Origin of the sequence: Pseudomonas sp. A-RE-19, from assembly GCF_019956555.1 — a bacterium.
GTDB lineage: Bacteria > Pseudomonadota > Gammaproteobacteria > Pseudomonadales > Pseudomonadaceae > Aquipseudomonas.
On record NZ_JAHBDQ010000066.1, the window covers coordinates 139,329 to 161,586 of the forward strand.

Here is a 22,258-nt window from a genome sequence, read left to right on the forward strand (position 1 = left end):
TTCCCCTTAACATTATTGGTTTTGGCAGGGTTGTGGATAACGTGCTTTACGCTCCAGATCGTCGAGGTCGATGTGGTTGCGCATGTACTGCTGACTGGCGTCTACCAGCGGCTGGTGATCCCAACTCTTCAGCTTGCCAATGGTCAGGGCGTCGGCGACGAAGCGTCGGCGCCGCTGGCTCGCGAGCACCTGTTGGTGGATCGCCGGGATATTCCATTTGGCCCGCGCTTCGGCAAGAAAATCCTCGAAAAGCTGCCGATGCTGCAGCGATGGGCTGAGTTCTTCCTGTTCCATCGGGTCGTTGTGTACATCGAAGAGCAGGCAAGGGTCGTCTTCGCTGTAGATGAATTTGTAGGCTCCGCGGCGAATCATCATCAGCGGGCTGATGGTGCCTTCGGCCATGTATTCGCCGAACACCTCATCGTGACCGCCCTGCCCTTGCAGGTGCGAAACCAGCGAGCGGCCGTCCAGCGGCAGACCTGGTTGCAGTGAACCACCGGCCAGTTCGACAAAGGTCGGCAGCAGGTCAGCAGTGGACACCGCCGCACTGACGCGGCCAGCCCCGAATTGCCCCGGAGCACTGATCAGCAGCGGCACACGGGCAGCCATTTCATACCAATGCATTTTGTACCAGAGGCCGCGCTCGCCGAGCATGTCGCCGTGGTCACCGGAGAACACGATGATGGTGTCGTCTATCAGCCCGGTTTCCTCGAGTGTTTGCAGGAGTTTGCCGACGTTGCTGTCGATATAGCTGCATGCACCGAAGTAGGCACGGCGCGCGTCGCGAATTTTATCCACAGGCAGCGGCTTGTCCCACAGGTCATAAACTTTGAGCAGGCGCTGGGAGTGCGGATCGAGTTCATCCTGTGCGGGTGTTTCGGGCAAAGGGATGTCGGCGTCGTCGTACAAATCCCAGAAGGCTTTGGGAATCGTGTACGGGTCGTGTGGGTGAGTCATCGACACGGTCAGGCAGAACGGCTGATCGCCCTCCTCGCGGATATGATCGAACAGGTACTGCTGGGCCTTGAACACCACCTCTTCATCGAAATCCAGTTGATTGGTGCGCACGCAGGGTCCGGCTTGCAGCACCGACGACATGTTGTGGTACCAGGTCGGGCGCACGTCCGGTTCGTCCCAGTTCACTGCCCAACCATAGTCGGCCGGGTAGATGTCGCTGGTCAGGCGTTCTTCATAGCCGTGCAATTGGTCCGGGCCGCAGAAGTGCATTTTGCCCGACAGCGCGGTGCGGTAGCCGAGGCGACGCAGGTAGTGGGCGTAGGTCGGAACGTCGGCGGGGAAATCGGCTGCGTTGTCGTAGGCGCCGATCTTGCTCGGCAACTGACCACTGACCAGAGTAAAACGCGATGGTGCGCAAAGCGGGCTGTTGCAATAAGCGGCGTCGAACACCACGCCTTCGGCGGCGAGGCGGCTGAGATTCGGCAGTTTGATGGGCGAAGGGCCGTAGAACGGCAACATTGGCGCGGCCATCTGATCGGCCATGATGAAAAGAATATTCTTGCGCTTCATGTGATCGCGGCATTCCATAGTAGATATTTATGCGAGAGTGCTGCGATCGAGCATGGAGTCCACGCACTTTGCGGTAAAGCCCATGCCAGGCAATGACTAGGATAAGCACAGCTTATGTATGACGCCCTTGGTGATTTGTCTCTGGACCTGCTGCGTGCCTTTGAAGCCGCGGCCCGGCAACGCAGTTTCACCGCCGCCGCGGTGGAGCTGGGCACCACGCAACCGGCCATCAGCCAGCAGATAAAGCGATTGGAAGAACAACTCGCTACACGGCTGTTCGACCGTATTTATCGCGGCATCGAACTGACCGAGGCCGGGACGATTCTTTTCGAGCAGGTTCAGCTCGGTTTGCAGAATATCGATGCAGGATTGAACGCGATCAGTGCACAGCAACAACACGAAGTGTTGCAGGTGGCCACCGACTTCGCCTTCGCCGCCTACTGGCTGATGCCGCGCCTGCACCGCTTCCATGCAGCCAATCCTCAAGTGGACGTCAGCCTGGTCACCAGCGAACGCAGTCACAACATGCTGCGCACCGATATCGATGTAGCCGTGCTATTCGGCGATGGCCGGTTCAAGCAAGGTGAAAGCCACTGGTTGTTCAGCGAAGAAGTGTTTCCGGTGTGCAGCCCGCTGCTATTGAAGGACCGTCCCCTGCCCTTGCCGGCTCAGTCATTGCTGGAGTTTCCGCTGCTGCACCTGCGAGGCGAACATAGCAGCAACTGGTTCGACTGGAGCGGCGTGTTTCGCGAATTGGGGATCACGTCGGCGCCGGCGCCGGGGCAACTGCGCTTCGACAATTACACCTTGCTGATTCAAGCGGCGATTGGCGGCCAGGGCGTTGCGATCGGTTGGCGCCACCTTGTGGATAACTTATTGGCGCAAGGTCTGTTGTGTCGTCCGATCGCCGAAACGGTGATCTCCAGGCTGGGTTATTACGTGGTCCTGCCCCAGCGCAAACGACGCGGGGCATTGATTCAAAAGTTTGTGGATTGGTTGATGGCGGAACAGGCCAGCAGTGCGCAATCGCTCAATGGTCTTCCTTTGCCTTCGATTGCGGTGTAAAGCGAAAAGATCGCAGCTCCTACGCGCCTGTGGGGGCTGGCGAAGGCTGCGATCTTTTTACGGTTCCGAAGTCCCGACAAAATTCACATGCTCACCGACATGCAGGTTCAGGTGCAGCTCATCGGCAATTCCCACGGCCACCCTGTTCAGCTGTTCCAGCGCTGTGGCCAGGCCAGGTTCCAGGCTGCTGCTGACATGACTGAAATGCTCGAGGGTCAGCCCGGGCACGCGGCGTGGTGCGTTCACCAGGGTCCAATGCAAAGAGCTGCTTTGCAGAGCCTCGCGGATTTCTTCGGCGGCGTGGCGTTGCAACGGGTCTTCTATTTCCGGATCGTCCAGCACCTCGAAATCGCCCACCACAAACAGCCGTGCTATGCCCGCCGCCTGCATGCCGTCGATTAGCGCATCCACCGCCAGCACCTCCTCGACCGGACCGGGCACAAAGGATTTTTCGATGTGCTCACTGTTCATCGGCAACCCTGGCGCATCGAGCAGGCAGATCACCGCTGAACAGCCGGCCACGCTCTGCTTGACCCGCTTGGCATCGAACAGGTCGCCAGCCTTGGTGCGTAAACCCGGGCGCGGCGCGAGCGCGGTCAGGTCGTCGAGAATCGCGATCACTTCATGCTGGCGCCGTAGCATTTCAGCCATCAGCGCACTGCCCAGGCTGCTCATGGCACCATAAAGCACTATCTTCACCACCGGGGTTTCGGCATTTTTCATGGCCGTGCTCCGTACTTGCTGCCTATATAGAGTATGGCCTGTGGGGAGCTATGTGAGTTCGAACAGGTTTCAGAGGGCTTTTAGATGCAACAGATCAAGGGCTACCACGCCCATGTCTATTTCGACGCCAGCACCCTGCCACAGGCACGGGCCTTGTGTGAGCAGGCGGCGCAGTTGTTTCCCATAAAAATGGGTCGCATGCACGAGCGCCCGGTCGGCCCGCACCCGGACTGGAGCTGCCAATTGGCGTTCGAGCCGCAATACATTGGCGAGGTCTTGCCGTGGCTGGCGCTCAACCGCAAAGGTTTGGTGGTGTTCCTGCACCCGGACACCGGCGACGATTTGCTCGACCACACCGAACACGCGATCTGGATGGGGGCGATCCGGCCGCTGAACCTGTCTGTTTTTTGATCAGAGTTGTTCTTGGGTCTCGCCGGGCGGCAAATCGAGCGATGGCAATGTCCATGCAACGGCCCGTTGAATGGATAGCGTATTTGTCCACAAAACCTATGTCTTTTACTCCTGACCCCGTGTTTACGGACTCTCAACCTGGCCGACGACCGGTCGTACATTCGGTCAATGCTTTCACTGGCGAAAGCTGGCTGAAAGCTTCCCCCATTAGGATCGCCCTCACTGCCGGCAACAGACCGGTTGGCCAATGCGAGTGTTTTATCGCTCGCCCGGTCCATTTAACAACAACAATGGTGATTCTGATGTCCTCTGCTACCCGCCTCTTCGCTGCAACTCCGCCCGTACGTTTCGTGCTTCCCGTTCTGCGCTGACCTCATCCGGTTCGCCCATTCCCTAGCCGCGCTACGCCTGGAGTATTCCTATGCTGACTTTCCTTGGCTTTGCCATGGTCATCACGTTCATGTTCCTGATCATGACCAAGCGCCTGTCCGCGCTGATCGCCCTGATCATCATCCCGATCATCTTCGCCCTGTTCGGCGGTTTCTCACCGAAGATCGGCCCGATGATGCTCGAAGGCATCACCAAGCTCGCGCCGACCGGCGTGATGCTGATGTTCGCCATTCTCTACTTCGCCCTGATGATCGATTCCGGCTTGTTCGACCCGGCCGTGCGCAAGATCCTCAAACTGGTCAAGGGCGACCCGCTGAAAGTTTCGGTCGGTACCGCCGTACTGGCGCTGATCGTGTCCATGGACGGTGATGGCGCCACTACTTACATGATCTGCGTGGCCGCCATGCTGCCGCTCTACAGCCGTATTGGCATGAGCCCGCGGATCATGGCCGGCCTGATCATCCTCGCCGGTGGCGTGATGAACATGACCCCTTGGGGCGGTCCGACTGCGCGTGCAGCCAGTGCGCTGCATGTGGACCCGTCCGCGATTTTCGTGCCGATGATTCCTGCGATGCTGGCCGGCGTGGTGGCGATTCTGGCGATTGCCTACTTCTACGGTAAACGCGAGCGTGCGCGTCTGGGTGAACTGCATCTGGTCGGTGATGAAGTCGACCACAGCGAAATCAGCGTTTCGCAGTTCCCGGACGCCCGTCGTCCAAAGCTGATCTGGTTTAACGGCGCGCTGACCCTGACGCTCATGGGCACCCTGATCGCCGGTCTGTTGCCGTTGCCGGTGCTGTTCATGGTGGCCTTCAGTATCGCGATGATCGTCAACTACCCATGCCTGCAACAGCAGAAGGACCGCGTCGCGGCCCACGCCGGTAGCGTGCTGGCGGTGGTCGGCTTGATCTTTGCTGCAGGTATCTTCACCGGTATCCTGTCGGGCACCGGCATGGTTGATGCCATGTCGAAAAGCCTGCTGTCGGTCATCCCGGATTTCCTCGGCCCGTACCTGGCCGTGATCACCGCACTGGTGAGCATGCCGTTCACGTTCTTCATGTCGAACGATGCTTTTTATTACGGCGTGTTACCGGTACTTGCCGAAGCCGCTAGTCATTACGGTATAACCGCGGTGGAAATGGCACGTGCCTCGATCGTTGGTCAGCCCGTCCACTTGCTGAGCCCGCTGGTACCATCGACTTACCTGTTGGTGGCCCTGGCCGGTATCGAATTCGGTGATCACCAGCGGTTCACCCTGAAATGGGCAGTACTGGTTTGCCTGTGCATACTGGTTGCCGCATTGCTGATGGGGATTTTTCCGCTGTTCAGCACTCTATAAGCTCAAGACTCACCATGACGGGTCCAGGCTTTGCTGTTTGAAGTCCGGGCCCTTCGTGGTTTAACACATCCTCAAAGGAATACACATGGAATGGCTGACCAACCCTGAAATCTGGGTTGCCTTCTTCACCCTGACCGCCCTGGAGATCGTCCTGGGCATCGACAACATCATCATGATTTCGATCCTGGTCAGCCGCATGCCCAAGCACATGCAGGCGCGCACCCGGATCTTCGGTCTCGCGCTGGCCATGGTCACGCGGATTCTGTTGCTGCTGTCGATCACCTGGGTCATGCGCCTCACCGCAGACCTGTTCGAAGTGTTCGGCCAAGGTATTTCCGGGCGTGACCTGATCCTGTTCTTCGGTGGTCTGTTCCTGCTGTGGAAAAGCTCGCAAGAGATGTACCACGCGCTGGAAGGTGAAGACGAAACCAGCGACGAGCCGAGTGGCAAGGGCGGCAACTTCCTCTACACCATTATTCAGATCGCGATCATCGACATCGTGTTCTCGCTGGACTCGGTCATCACTGCCGTTGGCATGGTGTCCCACGTGCCGGTCATGGTCGCGGCGATCATCGTCGCTGTGCTCGTGATGATGTGGGCTTCGGGCACCATCAGCGAGTTCATCGACAAGCACCCGTCGCTGAAGATGCTGGCGCTGTCGTTCCTGTTGATCGTCGGTACCGTGCTGATTGCCGAGTCCTTTGATGTGCACGTGCCAAAAGGCTACGTCTACTTCGCCATGGCGTTCTCGCTGGCCGTGGAAGCGATCAACATCAAAATGCGCACCGCGATGGCGAGAAAGCGCAAACAGCAGGAACCGGTGAAACTGCGCAAGGATGTTCCGGGTCAATAACCCGAGTGCACAAAACCTGTGGGAGCTAGCCTGCCTGTAGGAGCGAGGCTTGCCCGCGAAAGCGGTGTGTCAGTTAACAACAATGTCGACTGACACGCCGTCTTCGCGGGCAAGCCTTGCTCCTACAGGCAGGCTTGCTCCCACATTTTTTTGCTCAACGAACAGGCATTTGTGGCTATCTGCACGCCTCCTTTCTTTCCTCCGCATCAAGCTGTTTTCATGACAGTTTTGTTTCAATCGCCTCTTTAGCTATGCGATGCTGGCGCCCAGACCGTTAGCCAACTACAGCTTAAGTACAGAACGTAGAAAAACGCGCGGCACCGTCGACTTGCCCCTTTGGGGCGCTACCACCACAGGGGGCCTGCATGCTCACCCTGCTCAATTTGTTATCGGCCGTGGCCTTGTTGATCTGGGGCACGCACATCGTCCGAACCGGCATCCTGCGGGTTTATGGCTCCAACTTGCGCCACGTGATTGCCCATAACATGTCCAGGCGCTGGCTGGCGTTTGTCGCCGGGATCATGGTGACTGCCATGGTCCAGAGCAGTAATGCCACCGCCATGCTCGTCACCTCGTTTGTCGGTCAGGGCCTGATGGCGCTGACGCCGGCCCTGGCGACCATGCTCGGCGCCGATGTTGGTACCGCGCTGATGGCGCGGGTACTGACCCTCGACCTGTCGTGGCTGTCGCCGCTGCTGATTTTCCTCGGGGTGATTTTCTTTCTGTCGCGCAAGCAGACCCGGGTTGGGCAGATGGGTCGGGTCGGTATCGGTCTGGGCCTGATCATTCTGGCGCTGCAACTGATCGTCGAGGCCGCCGCGCCGATCACTCATGCTCAGGGCGTGAAGGTCATCTTCGCCTCCCTGACCGGCGATATCTTGCTCGATGCTTTGGTCGGCGCGCTGTTCGCGATGATTTCCTACTCCAGCCTGGCCGCCGTTCTGCTGACCGCGACCCTCGCCGGTGCCAGCGTGATCAGCCTGCCAGTGGCCATCGGCCTGGTGATCGGCGCCAACATCGGCAGCGGCATTCTCGCTTTCCTCAGCACCAGCATGCAGAACGCGGCGGGCCGTCAGGTGGCGCTCGGCAGCCTGCTGTACAAACTGATTGGCCTGCTGCTGATCATCCCGGTGCTTGATCCGCTGGTGCACTGGATCGACAGCTTCAACTTCAGCGCTCAGGAAATGGTCATCGGCTTCCACCTGCTCTACAACACCGCGCGCTGCCTGATCCTGTTGCCCAGTGTCGAGTTGATGGCCAGGCTTTGTGCGTGGTTGCTGCCCGAGCGGCCAGATATCAACGGCACGGCCAAACCGCGGCATCTTGACCCGACAGCCTTGGTCACGCCCAGCCTGGCGCTGGCCAATGCCGCCCGGGAAACCCTGCGCATCGGCGATCTGGTCGACAGCATGCTCGAAGCCATGCTCGATGTACTGCGTGGCAAACAGACCGCCGTCACCCAGGAAATGCGTCGTCTGACCGATGATGTCGAAGCGCTCTACAGCGCCATCAAACTCTATCTGGCGCAAATGCCCCGTGAAGACCTCAGCGAACAGGACAGCCGGCGCTGGGCGGAAACCATCGAACTGGCGATCAACCTTAAACTTGCCAGCGACGTGATCGAGCGCATGCTGCGCAAGGTTCAGCAGCAAAAAACCGCGCAACGCCGGTCTTTTTCCGAGGTCGGGCTGGAGGAGTTGGCGGGGCTGCACCATCAGCTGATTGCCAACCTGCGTCTGGGGTTGTCGGTATTCCTTAGTGCAGACCCGGAAAGTGCCCGGCAGTTACTGCGCGAGAAACGTCGCTTTCGCGCACAGGAGCGCCGTCTGGCCCACGCTCACGTCAGCCGTTTACACCGTAAGATTGTGCAAAGTATCGAGACCAGTTCGCTGCACCTGGAGCTGATTGCCGACATGAGACGCTTGAATTCATTGTTTTGCAGCAGTGCCTATGCAGTATTAGGCTCTTCAGATACGGGGGCACTGTTGGTCGACGATATGACTGACATTACTCATTCACCCTGAACGTCCACCGTTACCTGAAGTCTGTTGAACTTACGCTGGTCGTACGGAAACTCGTTATGCGCTGTCTGCTGTTCGCTTGTCTGTTGCTTGGTTCGCTTCCTTCATTTGCCCTGGATCGCTTTCAGGTTGAGGGCTATACGCTGCCCAATGGCCTGCAGTTGGTCCTCAAACCGGGCACCGAGCGCGGGCATGTGGCGATCCGGCTGGTGGTTGGCGTCGGCCTGGATGATTTCAGTTGCGCCGACAAAGAGTTGCCGCATCTGCTCGAGCATTTGCTGTTCAGCGGTATCGACGCCACCGGCGAAGGCGGTCTGGAAGAACGCATGCAGGCTTTGGGCGGTGAGTGGAATGCCTACACCAGCAACGCCGACACAACCTTCGTCATCGAAGCCCCGGCGAAAAACCAGCGCCAGGTCCTCGACCTGCTGTTGGCGCTGTTGACCCAGACCCGTATCGACGACAACGCGATCAACGTCGCCAAGCAAGTGGTCGAGCGTGAAGACGGTGGTCATTATTCACACCTGCAGCGCTGGCTGGATCGCCAGGACCTGGGCCACACCGCCAGTAATCAGTTGGCGGTGGAGCTGGGCCTCAAGTGCCCCGAACGCGCGCAAGTCGATCACCTGACCCGCGAGCAACTGGAAAAGGTGCGCAAGGGCTGGTACGCACCCAACAACATGACCCTGATCGTGGTCGGCGACCTCGACCGCCTGCTGCCGGCCTATCTGGAACGGGCCTATGGCGCACTCGAAGCGGTTGAGCCGAGCGCCCACCTGCCGCTGCCGGAAATTCAGGCCAGCGCGGCCCACGAGCGCATATTGAGTCACGGTTTGGTCGGTGGTGGCGCCAAATTGCACTGGCTGATGCCGGAACCGGTGCTGGAGGACCAGCACGACGTAACCTTCGACTTGCTCAAGGATTATCTGGATTGGGCACTCTATCGCCAATTGCGCCTGGTCCATGGGTTGTCTTATGGGCCTTCGGCCGAGCGCGAGGTGTTTGGCGGGGTGGGTTTCATGAGCCTGAACGCCGACCTTGAACGCGACGACGTGTCCGCAGCCGAGCAGGTACTGGATGAATTGAAAGCCGATCTGCTCAAGAACGGTCTCGACACCACCACCTTCGCCCGCCTCAAGCAAGCCGCCATTGATCGCCAGACCTGGGCCGTGCAAGGCAACAGCGCGCTGGCGGATTACTACTGGAGCGCTCTGGGGGACTACGAGGACGGGCATTTCGCCAATCCGGCCAAGGAACTGCAGGGCGTGACGCTGGACGAGGCAAACAAGGCGATGCGCGAGTTGCTGCTGCAGCCGGGGTATCTGCGGATCGAGAAGCCGCTGATGAGTTATGACCAGGTGATGTGGGCGATCGTCGGGGGAGTTGGACTGATGGTGTTTGGCATATTGGGTTGGCGCGCTCACCGCAGAAAGTAAGCATTCCCTGTGGCAAGCCACAGGATCTTCGTCGCGGCATTGAGGCCGCCCCCTCGCCACACCGCCGCTCGGACGGTACCCTGTCGGGGATTTTTCCCACGACTATTGCGAACCGCCGAATGCCGAATCTGACCCTGTACGTACAGCGCATCCTGGAATTGATGAAGCGCTATCCCGGAGTCATCGCGCTCGGCGGTTTCATTTCAGGGGTCGGCAGTTTCATGCTGGTGGATCGCCAACAAAGTCTGGCGACCTGGATCACCACCATCATGCTGGTCAGCTGGGTCTGGCTGATGCTGGAAAACAGCCTCACCAAACTGTTCGCCAGGGTCTTCAAGCGCGAAATACCCCAGCCCTTGCTGCGTTATGCGACGCAGATGATCCATCAGGAAAGCCTGTTCTTCGTCCTGCCGTTCTTTTTAATCACCACCACCTGGAACAGCGGCCAGTTGTTCTTCACGGGATTACTGAGCATGGCGGCGCTGATTTCGATCATCGACCCGCTCTACTACAAATGGCTGGCACCGCGCCGCTGGGCGTTCCTGGCGCTGCACACCCTGACCCTGTTCGCGGCCCTGCTGACCGCCCTGCCCGTCATCCTGCACCTGACCACCGCCCAGAGCTTCAAGCTGGCGCTGGGCATTGCCATGGTGTTGTCGTTCCCGAGCCTGGCCTCGATCTTCCCGATTCGCACCGTGCGCAATGCGTTGGCGATCCTCAGCATCACCCTCGGCATCGGCGCCGCCGGTTGGGTGCTGCGCTCCTGGGTTCCGCCGGCGACCCTGTGGATGACCGATGTGGCGATCAGCACTCAAATGCAGGACCGAACCCCAGGCAAGAGTCTGGAAGAAGTCAGCGCCGAGCAGATTCGCGGAGGTGGGCTGTACGCGTACACCGCGATCAATGCCCCGCGGGGGCTGGCCGAGCGGATTTATCACGTCTGGATATTCAACGGTAAAGAAGTCGACCGTATCCCGCTGGATATCAACGGGGGGCGCAAGGAAGGCTACCGCGCGTGGACTCACAAGCAGAACTTCCCCGGCAACCCCGCCGGCGATTGGCAGGTTCGGGTGCTGACTGAGGACGGTCAGGTGATTGGCGTGCTGCGCTTCAAGGTCCCGGACAGCACACCCACCAAAGAAAAGTAATGCGGTTCGTGCTATTAGTCAGTTCTGCGTAATAGCCGAACAAGCACGGAGTTTATGAGCAGCACAACGCCCGGCAGTGCCCGACTGGACACCTCGCACACCCCTGCCCTGTTGCGGGTCACGGGTGACTGGACGCTCGCCCATTACACCGATCTCAGCCGCCTGAGCGAAAAGCTCCGTGGCCAATACGACAACAACACCCACATCGATCTCAATGGCCTTGGCGCGCTCGATACGGCGGGCGCGTCATTGCTGGTGGAGTTGCTGGGGGCCGAGCGTCTGGGCAAATCTGCCGAACACCCCGATTGCACCCTTTCCTCCGCTGATCGCGCCTTGTTGCAGACGGTGTACTGCTCGCTGACCGATTTCTGTGTGCCAATCAAAGAGCCGGAAACCGGCGTTGGCATTCAACTGCTGACCCGCATCGGCCGTGCGGTCGACGCGGTCTGGCAGGACACGTTGCAACTGTTGGGTTTCGTCGGCCTGATTCTGCAAACCATCGCTCGCGGGCTGTTTCGGCCCAAGCGCTGGCGCATCACGCCGATGGTCGCCCACATCGAGCAGACCGGCCTCGACGCCGCGCCCATCGTCGCCCTGCTGACGTTTCTGGTGGGGGCTGTGGTGGCGTTTCTCGGGGCGACGGTGCTGGCCAGTTTTGGCGCGAGTATTTTCACCGTGGACCTGGTGGCGTTCTCTTTTCTGCGGGAGTTCGGTGTGTTGCTCACGGCCATCCTGATGGCCGGCCGCACCGCCAGCGCGTTCACCGCGCAGATCGGTTCGATGAAGGCCAACGAAGAAATCGACGCTATCCGCACCCTCGGCCTTGACCCGATAGAGTTGCTGGTAGTACCCCGCGTCCTGGCGTTGCTGGTGGCGTTGCCGATGTTGACCTTTCTGGCGATGTTGTCAGGGATTGTCGGCGGTGGCGTAGTCTGCGCGCTGTCGCTGGACATCTCGCCGGCGATGTTCCTGTCACTGCTTCAATCGGACATCGGCGTTCAGCACTTTGTGGTGGGGATCGTCAAAGCGCCGATTTTTGCGTTCCTGATTGCCGCCATCGGCTGCCTTGAGGGCTTCAAGGTCAGCGGCAGCGCCGAGTCCGTCGGCGCGCACACCACGTCCAGTGTGGTGCAGTCGATTTTCGTGGTGATCGTGCTCGACGCCGTGGCTGCGTTGTTTTTCATGGAGATGAGCTGGTGAGTCGTTTACCCCGAGCGCCTTCAGAGGCGGTGATTGAAGTCCGTGGGCTGTGCAATCGCTTCGGCCGCCAGAGCGTGCACGAGAACCTCGACCTGGACTTGTACAAGGGCGAAATCCTTGCCGTGGTCGGTGGCTCCGGCGCCGGCAAATCGGTGCTGCTGCGCAGCATTGTCGGCCTGCGTCAGCCCAGCGAAGGGCGGGTGAAGGTCTTCGGTAAAAACTTGCCGAGCCTGTCGGAGCACGAGCGCTCGTTGGTCGAACGGCGGTTCGGTGTACTGTTCCAGAAAGGCGCCCTGTTCTCTTCGCTCACCGTGACCGAGAACGTCGCCCTGCCCCTGATCGAACACGCCGGCCTGAGCCGTGCCGATGCCGAGCACCTGGCGGCAGTGAAAATGGCGTTGGCCGGGCTGCCGTTGTCGGCGGCTGACAAGTACCCCGCGTCGCTGTCCGGTGGCATGATCAAGCGCGCGGCGCTGGCCCGGGCGCTGGCGCTGGACCCGGACATCCTGTTTCTGGACGAACCTACCGCCGGCCTCGATCCGATTGGCGCCGCAGGCTTCGATCAACTGATCCTGACCCTGCGCGATGCCTTGGGCCTGAGCGTGTTTCTGGTGACCCACGACCTCGACACGCTCTACACCATCACCGACCGGGTGGCGGTGCTGGCGCAGAAGAAAGTGCTGGTGGCGGACGCCATCGACAAAGTGTCGGAAACCGATGATGCGTGGATTCACGAATACTTCCATGGCCCTCGCGGCCGCGCGGCGCTGACGGCCGCTAACCAGCTCAACGAGGTCTGACATGGAAACCCGAGCCCATCATGTATTGATCGGCCTGTTCACCGTGATGGTGGTGGCAGGTGCCCTGCTCTTCGGTCTGTGGCTGGCCAAGTCCAGCGTCGACACCGAGTTCAAGGATTACGAAATCGTCTTCAACGAGGCGGTCAGCGGCCTGTCCAAGGGCAGCGCCGTGCAGTACAGCGGGATCAAGGTCGGCGACGTGGTGACGCTGCGTCTGGACCCGAACGATCCGCGCCGGGTGTTGGCACGGATTCGTCTGGGCGGTGACACTCCGATCAAGGTCGACACTCAGGCCAAACTGGCGCTGACCGGGATCACCGGGACTTCGATCATCCAGCTCAGCAGCGGTACACCACAAAGTCCGACCCTCAAGGGCAAGGACGGCAATTTGCCGACAATCGTTGCATCGCCCTCGCCCATTGCCCGATTGATGAACGACAGTAACGATCTGATGGCGGGCGTGAACGTGTTGATGCACAACGCCAATCAGTTGTTTTCCTCGGAGAACGTCGCGCTTATCAGCAGCACCCTGGAGCACCTGGAGCAAACCACCGGCACCATCGCCGATCAGCGCGGCGACATCCGTCAGGCGATGCAGCAACTGGCTTCGGTAGGCAAGCAGGCCAGCGCCACCCTGGAACAGACCACCGCGTTGATGCGCAACGCCAACGGCCTGCTCAATGACCAGGGCAAGCAGATGTTCGGCAGTGCCGAGCAAGCCATGAAGTCCCTGGAACAAAGCAGCGCGACCCTCAACACGTTGCTCTCCGCCAATCAGGATTCCCTCAACAACGGCATGCAGGGCCTCAATGGCCTGGCACCGGCGGTGCGTGAGCTGCGCGATACCTTGAGTTCGCTGCGAACCATTTCCCAGCGGCTTGAGGCCAACCCCAGCGGTTACCTGCTGGGCAGTGACAAAAACAAGGAGTTCACCCCATGAAGCTGGCTTATCTCGCCCTTTTCGCCGGTTTTGCGTTGATCACTTCCTGTTCGATTCTCCCCAAGAGCGAGCCGTCGGATGTCTATCGACTGCCATCGGCACAGAGCGACGCATCGACCCAACACGGCACGCCGCAGCGCTGGTCGTTGCGCCTGGCCAAGCCTCAGACCAGCGAGGCCTTGAACAACCCGAAAATCGCCGTAATCCCTCAGGGTGACCTGATCAGCAGCTACAAGGCTTCACGCTGGAGCGATCCGGCACCGGTGCTGTTGCGCAATCGTCTGCTCGATGGTTTCCAGCGTGACGGTCGCGTGCCGTTGCTCAGCACCGATGACAGCAATCTTCAGGCGGACCTCGAACTGGGCGGCAACCTGCAAGCGTTCCAGACCGAGTACCAGGGCACGGCGGCGAGCGTGGTCGTGCGCCTGGATGCGTTGTTGGTGCGTGGGTATGACCAGCGAATCCTCGCCAGCCGGCGCTTTGAAGTGCGTCAACCATTGAGCGATGTGAAAGTGCCTGCGGTTGTCGCCGGGTTTGGCCAGGCGAGCGACCAGTTAACGGCGCAGGTGGTGGCCTGGACGGTGGAGCAAGGTCAGAAGGTTGCGCCACCGCTGAGGCCTTGAAGACCTACACACATCAATGTGGGAGCGAGCCTGCTCGCGATGGCGGTTTAACAGCCAACAGAATTGTTGAATGTGCCGACCTCATCGCGAGCAGGCTCGCTCCCACAGAGTTCTTGATTTAACCGAAGAACCAGTAACAAACCCCGATCGCGCCAAGAACACCCGCCAGTTCCGCCAGCAACGCACAGCCCACCGCATGCCGTGCACGCTGAATGCCCACCGAGCCGAAGTACACCGCCAACACATAGAAGGTCGTTTCGGTACTGCCCTGGACCGTTGCCGCCACCAGCGCTGGAAAGCTGTCTACCCCGGAGGTCTTCATGGTCTCGATCAGCATTGCCCTGGCGGCGCTGCCGGAGAAAGGTTTGACCATGGCCGTCGGCAGCGCGTCGACGAAACGCGTGTCCCAACCGGCCCACGCCACCAGATGACGAATCCCGTCCAGGCCGAAGTCCAGCGCCCCGGATGCCCGCAGCACACCCACGGCGCAGAGCATCGCCACCAGATACGGCAGCAGGTTCTTGGCCACGTCGAAGCCTTCTTTGGCGCCTTCGACGAACGCTTCGTAGACTTTCACTTTGCGTAACGCGCCGATCACCAGAAACAACATGATCAGCCCGAACAGTGTCACGTTGCCGAGAATCGATGACAGGCTCGCCAGAGCGGTCGCCGAGAGCGTCGCCAGTAGGGCCATGAAGCCGCCGAGGGCCAAGGCACCGGGAATCAGATACGCCAGCACTACCGGGTCCCAGACGCGCAGTCGTTGCATGAACGCTACGGACAGAAAGCCGACGATGGTCGAGCAACTGGTGGCGAGCAGAATCGGCAGGAACACCAGCGTCGGATCGGGCGCACCTTGCTGGGCGCGGTACATGAAGATCGTCACTGGCAGCAGGGTCAGGGAGGAGGCGTTGAGCACCAGGAAGAGGATCTGCGCGTTGCTGGCGATCGTCGCACTGGGGTTGAGCTCTTGCAGCGCCTTCATGGCTTTGAGGCCGATCGGCGTGGCGGCGTTGTCCAGGCCCAGGCCATTGGCGGCGAAGTTGAGCGTGATCAGGCCGATGGCCGGGTGCCCGGGCGGCACTTCCGGCATCAGGCGCAGGAACAGCGGGCCCAGCGCCTTGGCCAGCCACTCGACGATCCCGGCCTTTTCGGCGATCCGCAAAAACCCCAGCCAGAGGGTGAGGGTGCCGAACAACAGGACCATGACCTCGACCGACAATTTGGCCATGGCGAAAATGCTTTCCACCATCGCCGCAAAGATCCCGGCGTTACCGCCGATCAGCCACTGCGCCAGCGCCGATACGGCTGCCACGATGAAGAAGCCAAGCCACAGGCCATTAAGCATCAGTCAAATCCCCCGGAAGATGCGGCGAATGATAGCGGGGTAGGCAGAAACGACAAACCCCGGATTTCTCCGGGGTTTGTCTGGAATCGCGATTGCCTCTGTAGGAGCGAGGCTTGCCCGCGAATGGGACGCCGCGGTGTTTCAGTTACACCGCGTTATCGTTCTTCGCTGGCAAGCCATGCTCCTACAGGGTTTTTGCATTAGTTGCTGGAAATTTCGCCAGCCGGCAGCTTTTCCTTGCTGCGCCAGTGCGGCAGGGAGTTCCAGTAGCGCTGGCCCTTGGCGTCGTCGTACATGCCTTCCCAACGGGAGATGACCAGCACGGCCAAGGCGTTGCCGATCACGTTCAGCGCGGTACGGGCCATGTCCATGATGCGGTCGACACCGGCGATGAACGCCAGGCCTTCCAGCGGAATGCCGACGCTGCCCAAAGTCGCCAGCAACACTACGAAGGACACGCCCGGTACGCCGGCGATGCCTTTGGAGGTGACCATCAGCGTCAGTACCAGCAGCAATTGCTGGCTGATGGACAGGTCGATGCCGTAGAGCTGGGCAATGAAGATCGCCGCGATGCTCTGGTACAGGGTCGAACCGTCGAGGTTGAACGAGTAACCGGTCGGCACCACGAAACTGCAAATGGCTTTCGGCGCGCCGTAGGCTTCCATCTTCTCGATCACGCGCGGCAGCACGGTTTCGGAACTGGCGGTGGAGTAGGCCAGGACCAGCTCATCCTTGAAGATGCGCATCAGCTTGATCACCGAGAAGCCGAACAGGCGAGCGATCAGGCCCAGCACCACGAAGGCGAAGAACGCGACGGCGAAGTAAACCAGAACGACCAGTTTGGCCAGCGGCAGCAGGGAGGCGAAGCCAAAGTTGGCCACGGTCACCGCGATCAATGCGAACACGCCGATCGGGGCGTAATTCATGATCATGTGGGTGACTTTGAACATGCTTTCCGACACGCCCTGGAACATCTTCACCAGCGGCTCGCGCAGGTCCGATTGCAGGCTCGACAGACCGAGGCCGAACAATACGGAGAAGAAGATGATCGGCAGCATCTCGCCGCGCGCCATGGCCGCAAAGATGTTCGACGGAATCAGGTTGAGGATGGTTTCGATGAACGCGTGTTCATGCTGAACCTCGGCGGCGGTGGCCTGGTACTTGGAAATATCCACGGTACCCAGGGTGCTCATGTCGATGCCGCTGCCCGGATGGACCACGTTGGCCAGCACCAGACCGACCAGAATGGCGATGGTGGTGACGATCTCGAAGTAAAGAATGGTCTTCAGACCGATACGCCCGAGTTTTTTCGCATCCCCTACGCCAGCGATGCCGACGACCAGCGAGGAAATCACGATCGGGATCACGATCATCTTGATCAGACGGATAAAGATATCGCCTGCCGGTTGCAGAACGTTGCTGATCCACCAGGCTTTTTCGGCACTGAAATGGTTGAGTACTGCACCGATTGCTATCCCCAGAACCAGACCGATGAGGATCTGCCAGGCGAGGCTAAGCTTTGCCTTCTTCATATCGTTACCCTTACTTGCGTTTGACTCAGGCCGATGCATGAACTGAAACACCTAATGGCGAAGAAGTCTGTGCATCGGCCCCCGTATAAGGTCCCCGCGAGCGAGCATTTACAGCTCTCAGGCAGTGAAAAAAGGCGCAACTATTCCGATGCCGCGAAGCGCCGTCTAATGCCGTAAACGCCTACCCTATGCCGAATCGGCATGAGATTTTCCAACTGAAAGCTGCGTCCCAACCGGTTCGACGGCGACATTTCGGCGGGCATAAGTGCCGTGAGCCGGCCATTTCAGCGCAGGTCGATGTTTTTAAAATGGGCGGAAATTTAGGAAAAAGCCTACGTTGGGCTGCGAATTATCTTCCAGGGGAAGTCGGAGCTTTCTCGATATACGGTCACGGAGAAACACCGCGAAACGGTTTTGCGGGGAATATGCAGCAAGAACAGATGAGTTGAATGCTCTAGATCAACGTTTTGCACGTTGAAGCTCTCCGCAAGTTCGTCGAACCCTTGCAGGTCGGGCGAACTTGCGTCGCGCTTTACCTGACCCGGCCCGTGAGCAGGTACTCCCTGTACCCGTAGGTCACTCCGACCCTGAAGCAGTCAGAACGTCCCGACCCCTTGGTCATGCGTCTACCGTCCTCGGGTAGCGCAGTGGAAAGAAGCTATGGCCTCTTTCGTGTTTCGAAACTCAATACCCGTTCGGGTCTTTCTTCAGTTCCAGGCTGGCGCCGCCGCCCAGAAGCAGGGCGGCTGCCACTGTCTTTAACGAAATGCTCATCTTCAGCCTCGACCGCGACGGCCAAAGAAGAAGGAAGCAATGAACATCACCAGGAATACGACAAAGAGAATCTTGGCGATACCCGTGGCGGTGCCCGCGATACCACCGAAGCCCAGTACTGCAGCGATGATGGCAATGATCAAGAATGTGATTGCCCAGCTCAACATGGTGATTCTCCTTACGCTTTCTGTTTAAAGGTGTTGCTTGTGGTGCTTTTCCCGGCGCGTCGGGCGCGCCAAGTTCATTTGCTTAAAACACCCAACGTTCCTGACGAGACGTCTCATCCACAGGCCGGGCCTGGTCGACATCCATCATTCGCATCGAGGCACTGTCAGCCGGATTGCTGCTGGCGGCGCTGAAATGGGTCTGGGTTGCATGTGAAATCGACACGTGGGGTGCCTCTGGCTGCTGGCTCTGTTCCCAACGCAAGTACTGCTGGCCGCCAATCAAGGTGATCAATAGCGCTAGCAAGGCAAACAAGCCTTGCTGGACATGCAATCGCGAGAGACGCAACTGGACGGCACCTTGGCGATTCATCCTGAAGTTCCTCCCACGCTGGGTAGTAATCTTGGCGGGCGCTGGTTCATTAAATGCCCTGGTTACCCAGACTCCTGCAGCCTGCATGCCACCTTTTTGTCAGGATTAATACGATTAAAATCAATTGGTTAGATGGTTTGCGAAAATCGTTTTGGACGCATCCTGCACGATGGCATGTCTGAGGTCGTGCGTAATGCACGATGAACTCACCGAAACTTTGAATATTTTTGGAATTGAGGGAAGGGCGCAGATGTCAGAAAGGGACGCAGGCAATCACCGAAGAGCGGCTAATTAATAAAAAATCAAATAAATCAGTTGGTTATCTTGTTGATAAGTAGATGGCTCCGCTGATTTGACTGAAATCGGCCACAATCAATCATGCAACTTGCCCGATTTTTCTGGGCCTAACCAAAATCAACAATTAAAGGAGCGTAGGAACATGGAATCAGCCACTGAGCATCAAGGCCGAATTCTGCTGGTGGACGACGAGTCCGCCATCCTTCGAACCTTTCGCTATTGCCTCGAAGACGAAGGCTACAGCGTGGCCACCGCGACCAGCGCTGCTCAGGCCGAAGCCTTGTTGCAGCGCCAGGTTTTCGATCTATGCTTCCTCGATCTGCGCCTGGGTGAAGACAATGGCCTTGATGTGCTGGCCCAGATGCGCATTCAGGCGCCCTGGATGCGGGTCGTCATCGTCACTGCACATTCGGCCGTGGACACTGCCGTGGATGCGATTCAGGCTGGCGCCGCCGACTATCTGGTCAAACCTTGCAGCCCCGACCAGTTGCGTCTGGCCACCGCCAAGCAACTGGAAGTGCGCCAGCTCTCGGCGCGCCTGGAAGCCCTTGAAGGTGAGCGCAAACCCAAGGAGGGCCTGGATTCCCACAGTCCGGCCATGAAAGTGGTGCTCGAAACTGCGCGCCAGGTCGCCAGTACTGATGCCAACATTCTGATTCTCGGCGAATCCGGCACGGGTAAAGGTGAGCTGTCACAGGCCATTCACGGCTGGAGCAAACGCCAGAAGAAATCCTGCGTCACCATCAACTGCCCATCCCTGACAGCAGAATTGATGGACAGCGAGCTCTTCGGTCACAGCCGTGGCGCGTTCACCGGTGCCAGCGAAAGCACCTTGGGCCGTGTCAATCAGGCCGACGGTGGAACCTTGTTTCTCGACGAGATCGGCGATTTTCCGCTGACTTTGCAACCCAAGTTGCTACGCTTCATTCAGGACAAGGAATACGAACGAGTAGGTGATCCGGTGACCCGTCGTGCCGATGTGCGAATCCTCGCGGCCACTAACCTCAACCTTGAAGACATGGTTCGCGATGGCCGTTTTCGTGAAGACTTGCTCTATCGCCTGAACGTCATCACCTTGCACCTGCCACCGCTTCGCGAGCGCAGGGAAGACATTCTGAATCTGGCTGACCGTTTCCTGGCGCGTTTCGTCAAGGAGTACTCGCGTCCGGCCCGGTGCTTCAGCGACGAGGCCCGCGAAGCGCTGCTCAGCTACCGTTGGCCGGGCAACATCCGCGAGCTGCGCAACGTGGTGGAGCGCGCGAGCATTATTTGTCCGCAGGAACGGGTCGAGCTCAGCCACCTGGGCATGGCCGAGACCCCGGTCAACAACGCACCGCGCATTGGCGCGGCGTTGAGCCTGGATGAGTTGGAGAAAGCCCACATCGGTGCAGTCCTGGCCACGGCCGACACGCTGGATCAGGCGGCCAAAACCCTGGGTATCGACGCTTCGACCCTGTACCGCAAACGCAAGCAGTACAACCTGTGAGTCGTGCCCGATGAAACTGGCGATGACGTTGCGCACCCGGCTGTTTCTGAGTATCTCCGCGCTGATCACGGTAGCGCTGCTCGGGCTCCTGCTCGGGCTGGTCAGCGTGATGCAGATGGCCGGGACTCAGGAAGCCCTGATCCGTGACAACTTCGTCAGGCTGGATCTGGGATTGAAGCTGCGTCAGACCCTGGGTGATCAACTGATCATCATGCTTGGCGAGAAACCTGATCCTGCGGCGTTTGAGGCATCCAGGCAGCAGTACCTTCAGTTGCTCGATGAAGGCATTGCTCATGAGCCGTCCGACGACGGTGCCCGGTACGGGTTCCAAAAGGCCAAGGATGATTATCAGAGCTTTCTACAGGCCCTCGATCTTTCCCCCGATCCTGCGCAGGTACTCACTGGCAGCGGGGATCTCACCGAAAAATTCAATGCGCTACGCAACGGTTTGATCTCTGAACAGAAGCGTGCGCTCGATAGCATCAACGAAACCGAACGCCTGGCCCGGGAGCGGGCGTTGCTGATTGCTGGCCTGCTTGGATTGGTCGGGGTGGCGGTACTGTTCATCGGGTTCATTACTGCCCATGCGATCGCCCGGCGGTTCGGGGCGCCGATCGAGGCCCTGGCGGCGGCGGCTGACAACATCGGCCAAGGCAATTTCGAAGTCACCCTGCCGATTTCCTCCGCGGTGGAAATGAACCAGCTGACCCGGCGTTTCGGAATCATGGCCGAGGCCCTGCGTGAGCACCAGGCTACCAATATCGACGAGCTGCTCGCCGGCCAGCAACGTTTGCAAGCGGTGCTCGACAGCATTGACGACGGTTTGCTGATCATCGATCGTCAGGGTCATCTCGAACACCTCAATCCGGTGGCTCAGCGTCAGTTAGGCTGGGACACCGAGCGTCTCGGCAAAGGGTTGGGCACGGCGCTTGAACGACCCGAACTCGATCAACAACTGCAACTGGTATTGCGTGGCGGCACCCTGGAACGAGCGCCGGACGACCTGAGCATCGAGGTTGATGGAGAGTCGCGATTGCTAACGTATAGCCTGACGCCGGTCAGCCATACCCAGGGTCATATTCTCGGCGCCGTGATGGTGTTGCATGACGTCACCGAACAGCGTGCATTCGAGCGGGTACGCAGCGAGTTCGTCTTGCGTGCTTCTCATGAGTTGCGCACGCCGGTCACCGGGATGCACATGGCATTCGGGCTGTTCCGCGAGCGGACGCATTTTGCCGAAGACTCCCGCGAAGCCGACCTGCTGGACACCGTCAATGAAGAAATGCAGCGCTTGATGCAGTTGATCAACGACCTGTTGAATTTCTCTCGCTATCAGAACGGCCTGCAAAAACTCACGCTGGCACCGTGCTCCATCGAAGATCTGCTGGATCAGGCCCAGATACGTTTTGCCGGCCCGGCGCAGGAGAAGGGCATTGAGCTGCTAGTGGAAGTGCAGGGGCCATTGCCGCAGCTGCAAGCCGATCAGGCGCAACTGGAGCGGGTGCTCGACAACCTCATCGACAACGCCTTGCGCCATACCGCCCACGACGGATTGATCCGTTTGCAGGCCCGGCGCCATGGGGAGCGGATGATTATCAGCGTCGAGGACAACGGCGAAGGTATTGCCTACGGCCAGCAGGGACGGATCTTCGAGCCCTTTGTCCAGGTCGGCCGCAAGAAGGGCGGTGCCGGGCTTGGTCTGGCGCTGTGCAAGGAAATCGTGCAGCTGCATGGCGGGCGAATGGGGGTTTACTCGCGGCCAGGGCAGGGTACGCAGTTCTATATGGCGCTGGCGATATGAGCCTGAG

Annotated in this window: 19 protein-coding genes; 13 read left to right on the forward strand and 6 right to left on the reverse strand. The window is 59.4% G+C overall.

The features are described from left to right. Positions 1 to 12: 12 nt before the first annotated feature. Entirely contained in the window at positions 13 to 1,527 is a 1,515-nt protein-coding gene (gene betC, locus KGB14_RS25000; protein ID WP_223489499.1) for a choline-sulfatase, read from the reverse strand. Positions 1,528 to 1,641: 114 nt separating this feature from the next. Between betC and KGB14_RS25005 the strand changes: the two genes are divergently transcribed. Then, positions 1,642 to 2,592: a choline sulfate utilization transcriptional regulator gene (locus KGB14_RS25005; RefSeq protein ID WP_223489501.1), complete on the forward strand. Its 951-nt coding sequence runs from the start codon at positions 1,642 to 1,644 to the stop codon at positions 2,590 to 2,592. A gap of 57 nt (positions 2,593 to 2,649) precedes the next feature. On the opposite strand, the gene KGB14_RS25010 is transcribed toward KGB14_RS25005, so the two are convergent. Continuing rightward, a complete protein-coding gene (locus KGB14_RS25010; RefSeq protein WP_223489503.1) occupies positions 2,650 to 3,315 on the reverse strand; it encodes an NAD(P)-dependent oxidoreductase in 666 nt (221 codons plus the stop codon). A gap of 84 nt (positions 3,316 to 3,399) precedes the next feature. Between KGB14_RS25010 and KGB14_RS25015 the strand changes: the two genes are divergently transcribed. From KGB14_RS25015 to KGB14_RS25060, 10 genes are all read left to right on the forward strand, one after another. Continuing rightward, complete coding sequence (locus tag KGB14_RS25015) at positions 3,400 to 3,726, forward strand: DOPA 4,5-dioxygenase family protein (protein WP_223489505.1); 327 nt, start codon at positions 3,400 to 3,402, stop codon at positions 3,724 to 3,726. 421 nt (positions 3,727 to 4,147) lie between these two features. Beyond that, a complete protein-coding gene (locus KGB14_RS25020) occupies positions 4,148 to 5,455 on the forward strand; it encodes a CitMHS family transporter (protein ID WP_223489507.1) in 1,308 nt (435 codons plus the stop codon). Between the two features lie 85 nt (positions 5,456 to 5,540). Then, the gene (locus KGB14_RS25025; protein WP_223489509.1) at positions 5,541 to 6,308 is read left to right on the forward strand and encodes a TerC family protein; all 768 of its coding nucleotides are present in this window, start codon (positions 5,541 to 5,543) and stop codon (positions 6,306 to 6,308) included. A 365-nt stretch (positions 6,309 to 6,673) separates the two neighbouring features. After that, positions 6,674 to 8,332 carry a Na/Pi cotransporter family protein gene (locus KGB14_RS25030; RefSeq protein WP_223489511.1) on the forward strand — a complete coding sequence of 553 codons (1,659 nt, stop codon included), beginning with the start codon at positions 6,674 to 6,676 and terminating at the stop codon, positions 8,330 to 8,332. Positions 8,333 to 8,388: 56 nt separating this feature from the next. Further along, positions 8,389 to 9,765, forward strand: coding sequence for a M16 family metallopeptidase (locus tag KGB14_RS25035; RefSeq protein ID WP_223489519.1), 1,377 nt, complete (start codon positions 8,389 to 8,391; stop codon positions 9,763 to 9,765). Positions 9,766 to 9,884: 119 nt separating this feature from the next. Next, entirely contained in the window at positions 9,885 to 10,913 is a 1,029-nt protein-coding gene (locus KGB14_RS25040) for a DUF5924 family protein (protein WP_223489521.1), read from the forward strand. Between the two features lie 54 nt (positions 10,914 to 10,967). Next, positions 10,968 to 12,113, forward strand: a complete 1,146-nt coding sequence (locus KGB14_RS25045) for an ABC transporter permease (protein WP_223489523.1) — start codon at positions 10,968 to 10,970, stop codon at positions 12,111 to 12,113. Further along, on the forward strand, positions 12,110 to 12,913 hold the full coding sequence (locus KGB14_RS25050; protein WP_223489531.1) for an ABC transporter ATP-binding protein: 804 nt from the start codon (positions 12,110 to 12,112) through the stop codon (positions 12,911 to 12,913). The genes KGB14_RS25045 and KGB14_RS25050 overlap by 4 nt, the downstream gene beginning before the upstream one ends. A gap of 1 nt (position 12,914) precedes the next feature. Next, the gene (locus tag KGB14_RS25055; protein ID WP_223489534.1) at positions 12,915 to 13,853 is read left to right on the forward strand and encodes an MlaD family protein; all 939 of its coding nucleotides are present in this window, start codon (positions 12,915 to 12,917) and stop codon (positions 13,851 to 13,853) included. Beyond that, positions 13,850 to 14,476, forward strand: a complete 627-nt coding sequence (locus KGB14_RS25060) for an ABC-type transport auxiliary lipoprotein family protein (RefSeq protein ID WP_223489536.1) — start codon at positions 13,850 to 13,852, stop codon at positions 14,474 to 14,476. The genes KGB14_RS25055 and KGB14_RS25060 overlap by 4 nt, the downstream gene beginning before the upstream one ends. Positions 14,477 to 14,594: 118 nt before the next feature. Here KGB14_RS25060 and KGB14_RS25065 read toward each other — a convergent pair whose 3' ends face one another. From KGB14_RS25065 to KGB14_RS25080, 4 genes are all read right to left on the reverse strand, one after another. Beyond that, a complete protein-coding gene (locus KGB14_RS25065; protein WP_223489538.1) occupies positions 14,595 to 15,824 on the reverse strand; it encodes a nucleoside recognition domain-containing protein in 1,230 nt (409 codons plus the stop codon). Between the two features lie 200 nt (positions 15,825 to 16,024). After that, entirely contained in the window at positions 16,025 to 17,356 is a 1,332-nt protein-coding gene (gene gltP / locus KGB14_RS25070; RefSeq protein ID WP_223489540.1) for a glutamate/aspartate:proton symporter GltP, read from the reverse strand. Between the two features lie 776 nt (positions 17,357 to 18,132). Further along, positions 18,133 to 18,297: a DUF1328 domain-containing protein gene (locus KGB14_RS25075; RefSeq protein ID WP_003177151.1), complete on the reverse strand. Its 165-nt coding sequence runs from the start codon at positions 18,295 to 18,297 to the stop codon at positions 18,133 to 18,135. 82 nt (positions 18,298 to 18,379) lie between these two features. After that, on the reverse strand, positions 18,380 to 18,667 hold the full coding sequence (locus tag KGB14_RS25080; protein WP_223489542.1) for a hypothetical protein: 288 nt from the start codon (positions 18,665 to 18,667) through the stop codon (positions 18,380 to 18,382). A gap of 439 nt (positions 18,668 to 19,106) precedes the next feature. Here KGB14_RS25080 and algB point away from each other — a divergent pair, with 439 nt between their 5' ends. Continuing rightward, positions 19,107 to 20,450, forward strand: a complete 1,344-nt coding sequence (gene algB / locus KGB14_RS25085; RefSeq protein ID WP_223489543.1) for a sigma-54-dependent response regulator transcription factor AlgB — start codon at positions 19,107 to 19,109, stop codon at positions 20,448 to 20,450. 10 nt (positions 20,451 to 20,460) lie between these two features. After that, a complete protein-coding gene (locus tag KGB14_RS25090; RefSeq protein ID WP_223489551.1) occupies positions 20,461 to 22,251 on the forward strand; it encodes a KinB sensor domain-containing domain in 1,791 nt (596 codons plus the stop codon). The last annotated feature ends 7 nt before the right edge of the window (positions 22,252 to 22,258 follow it).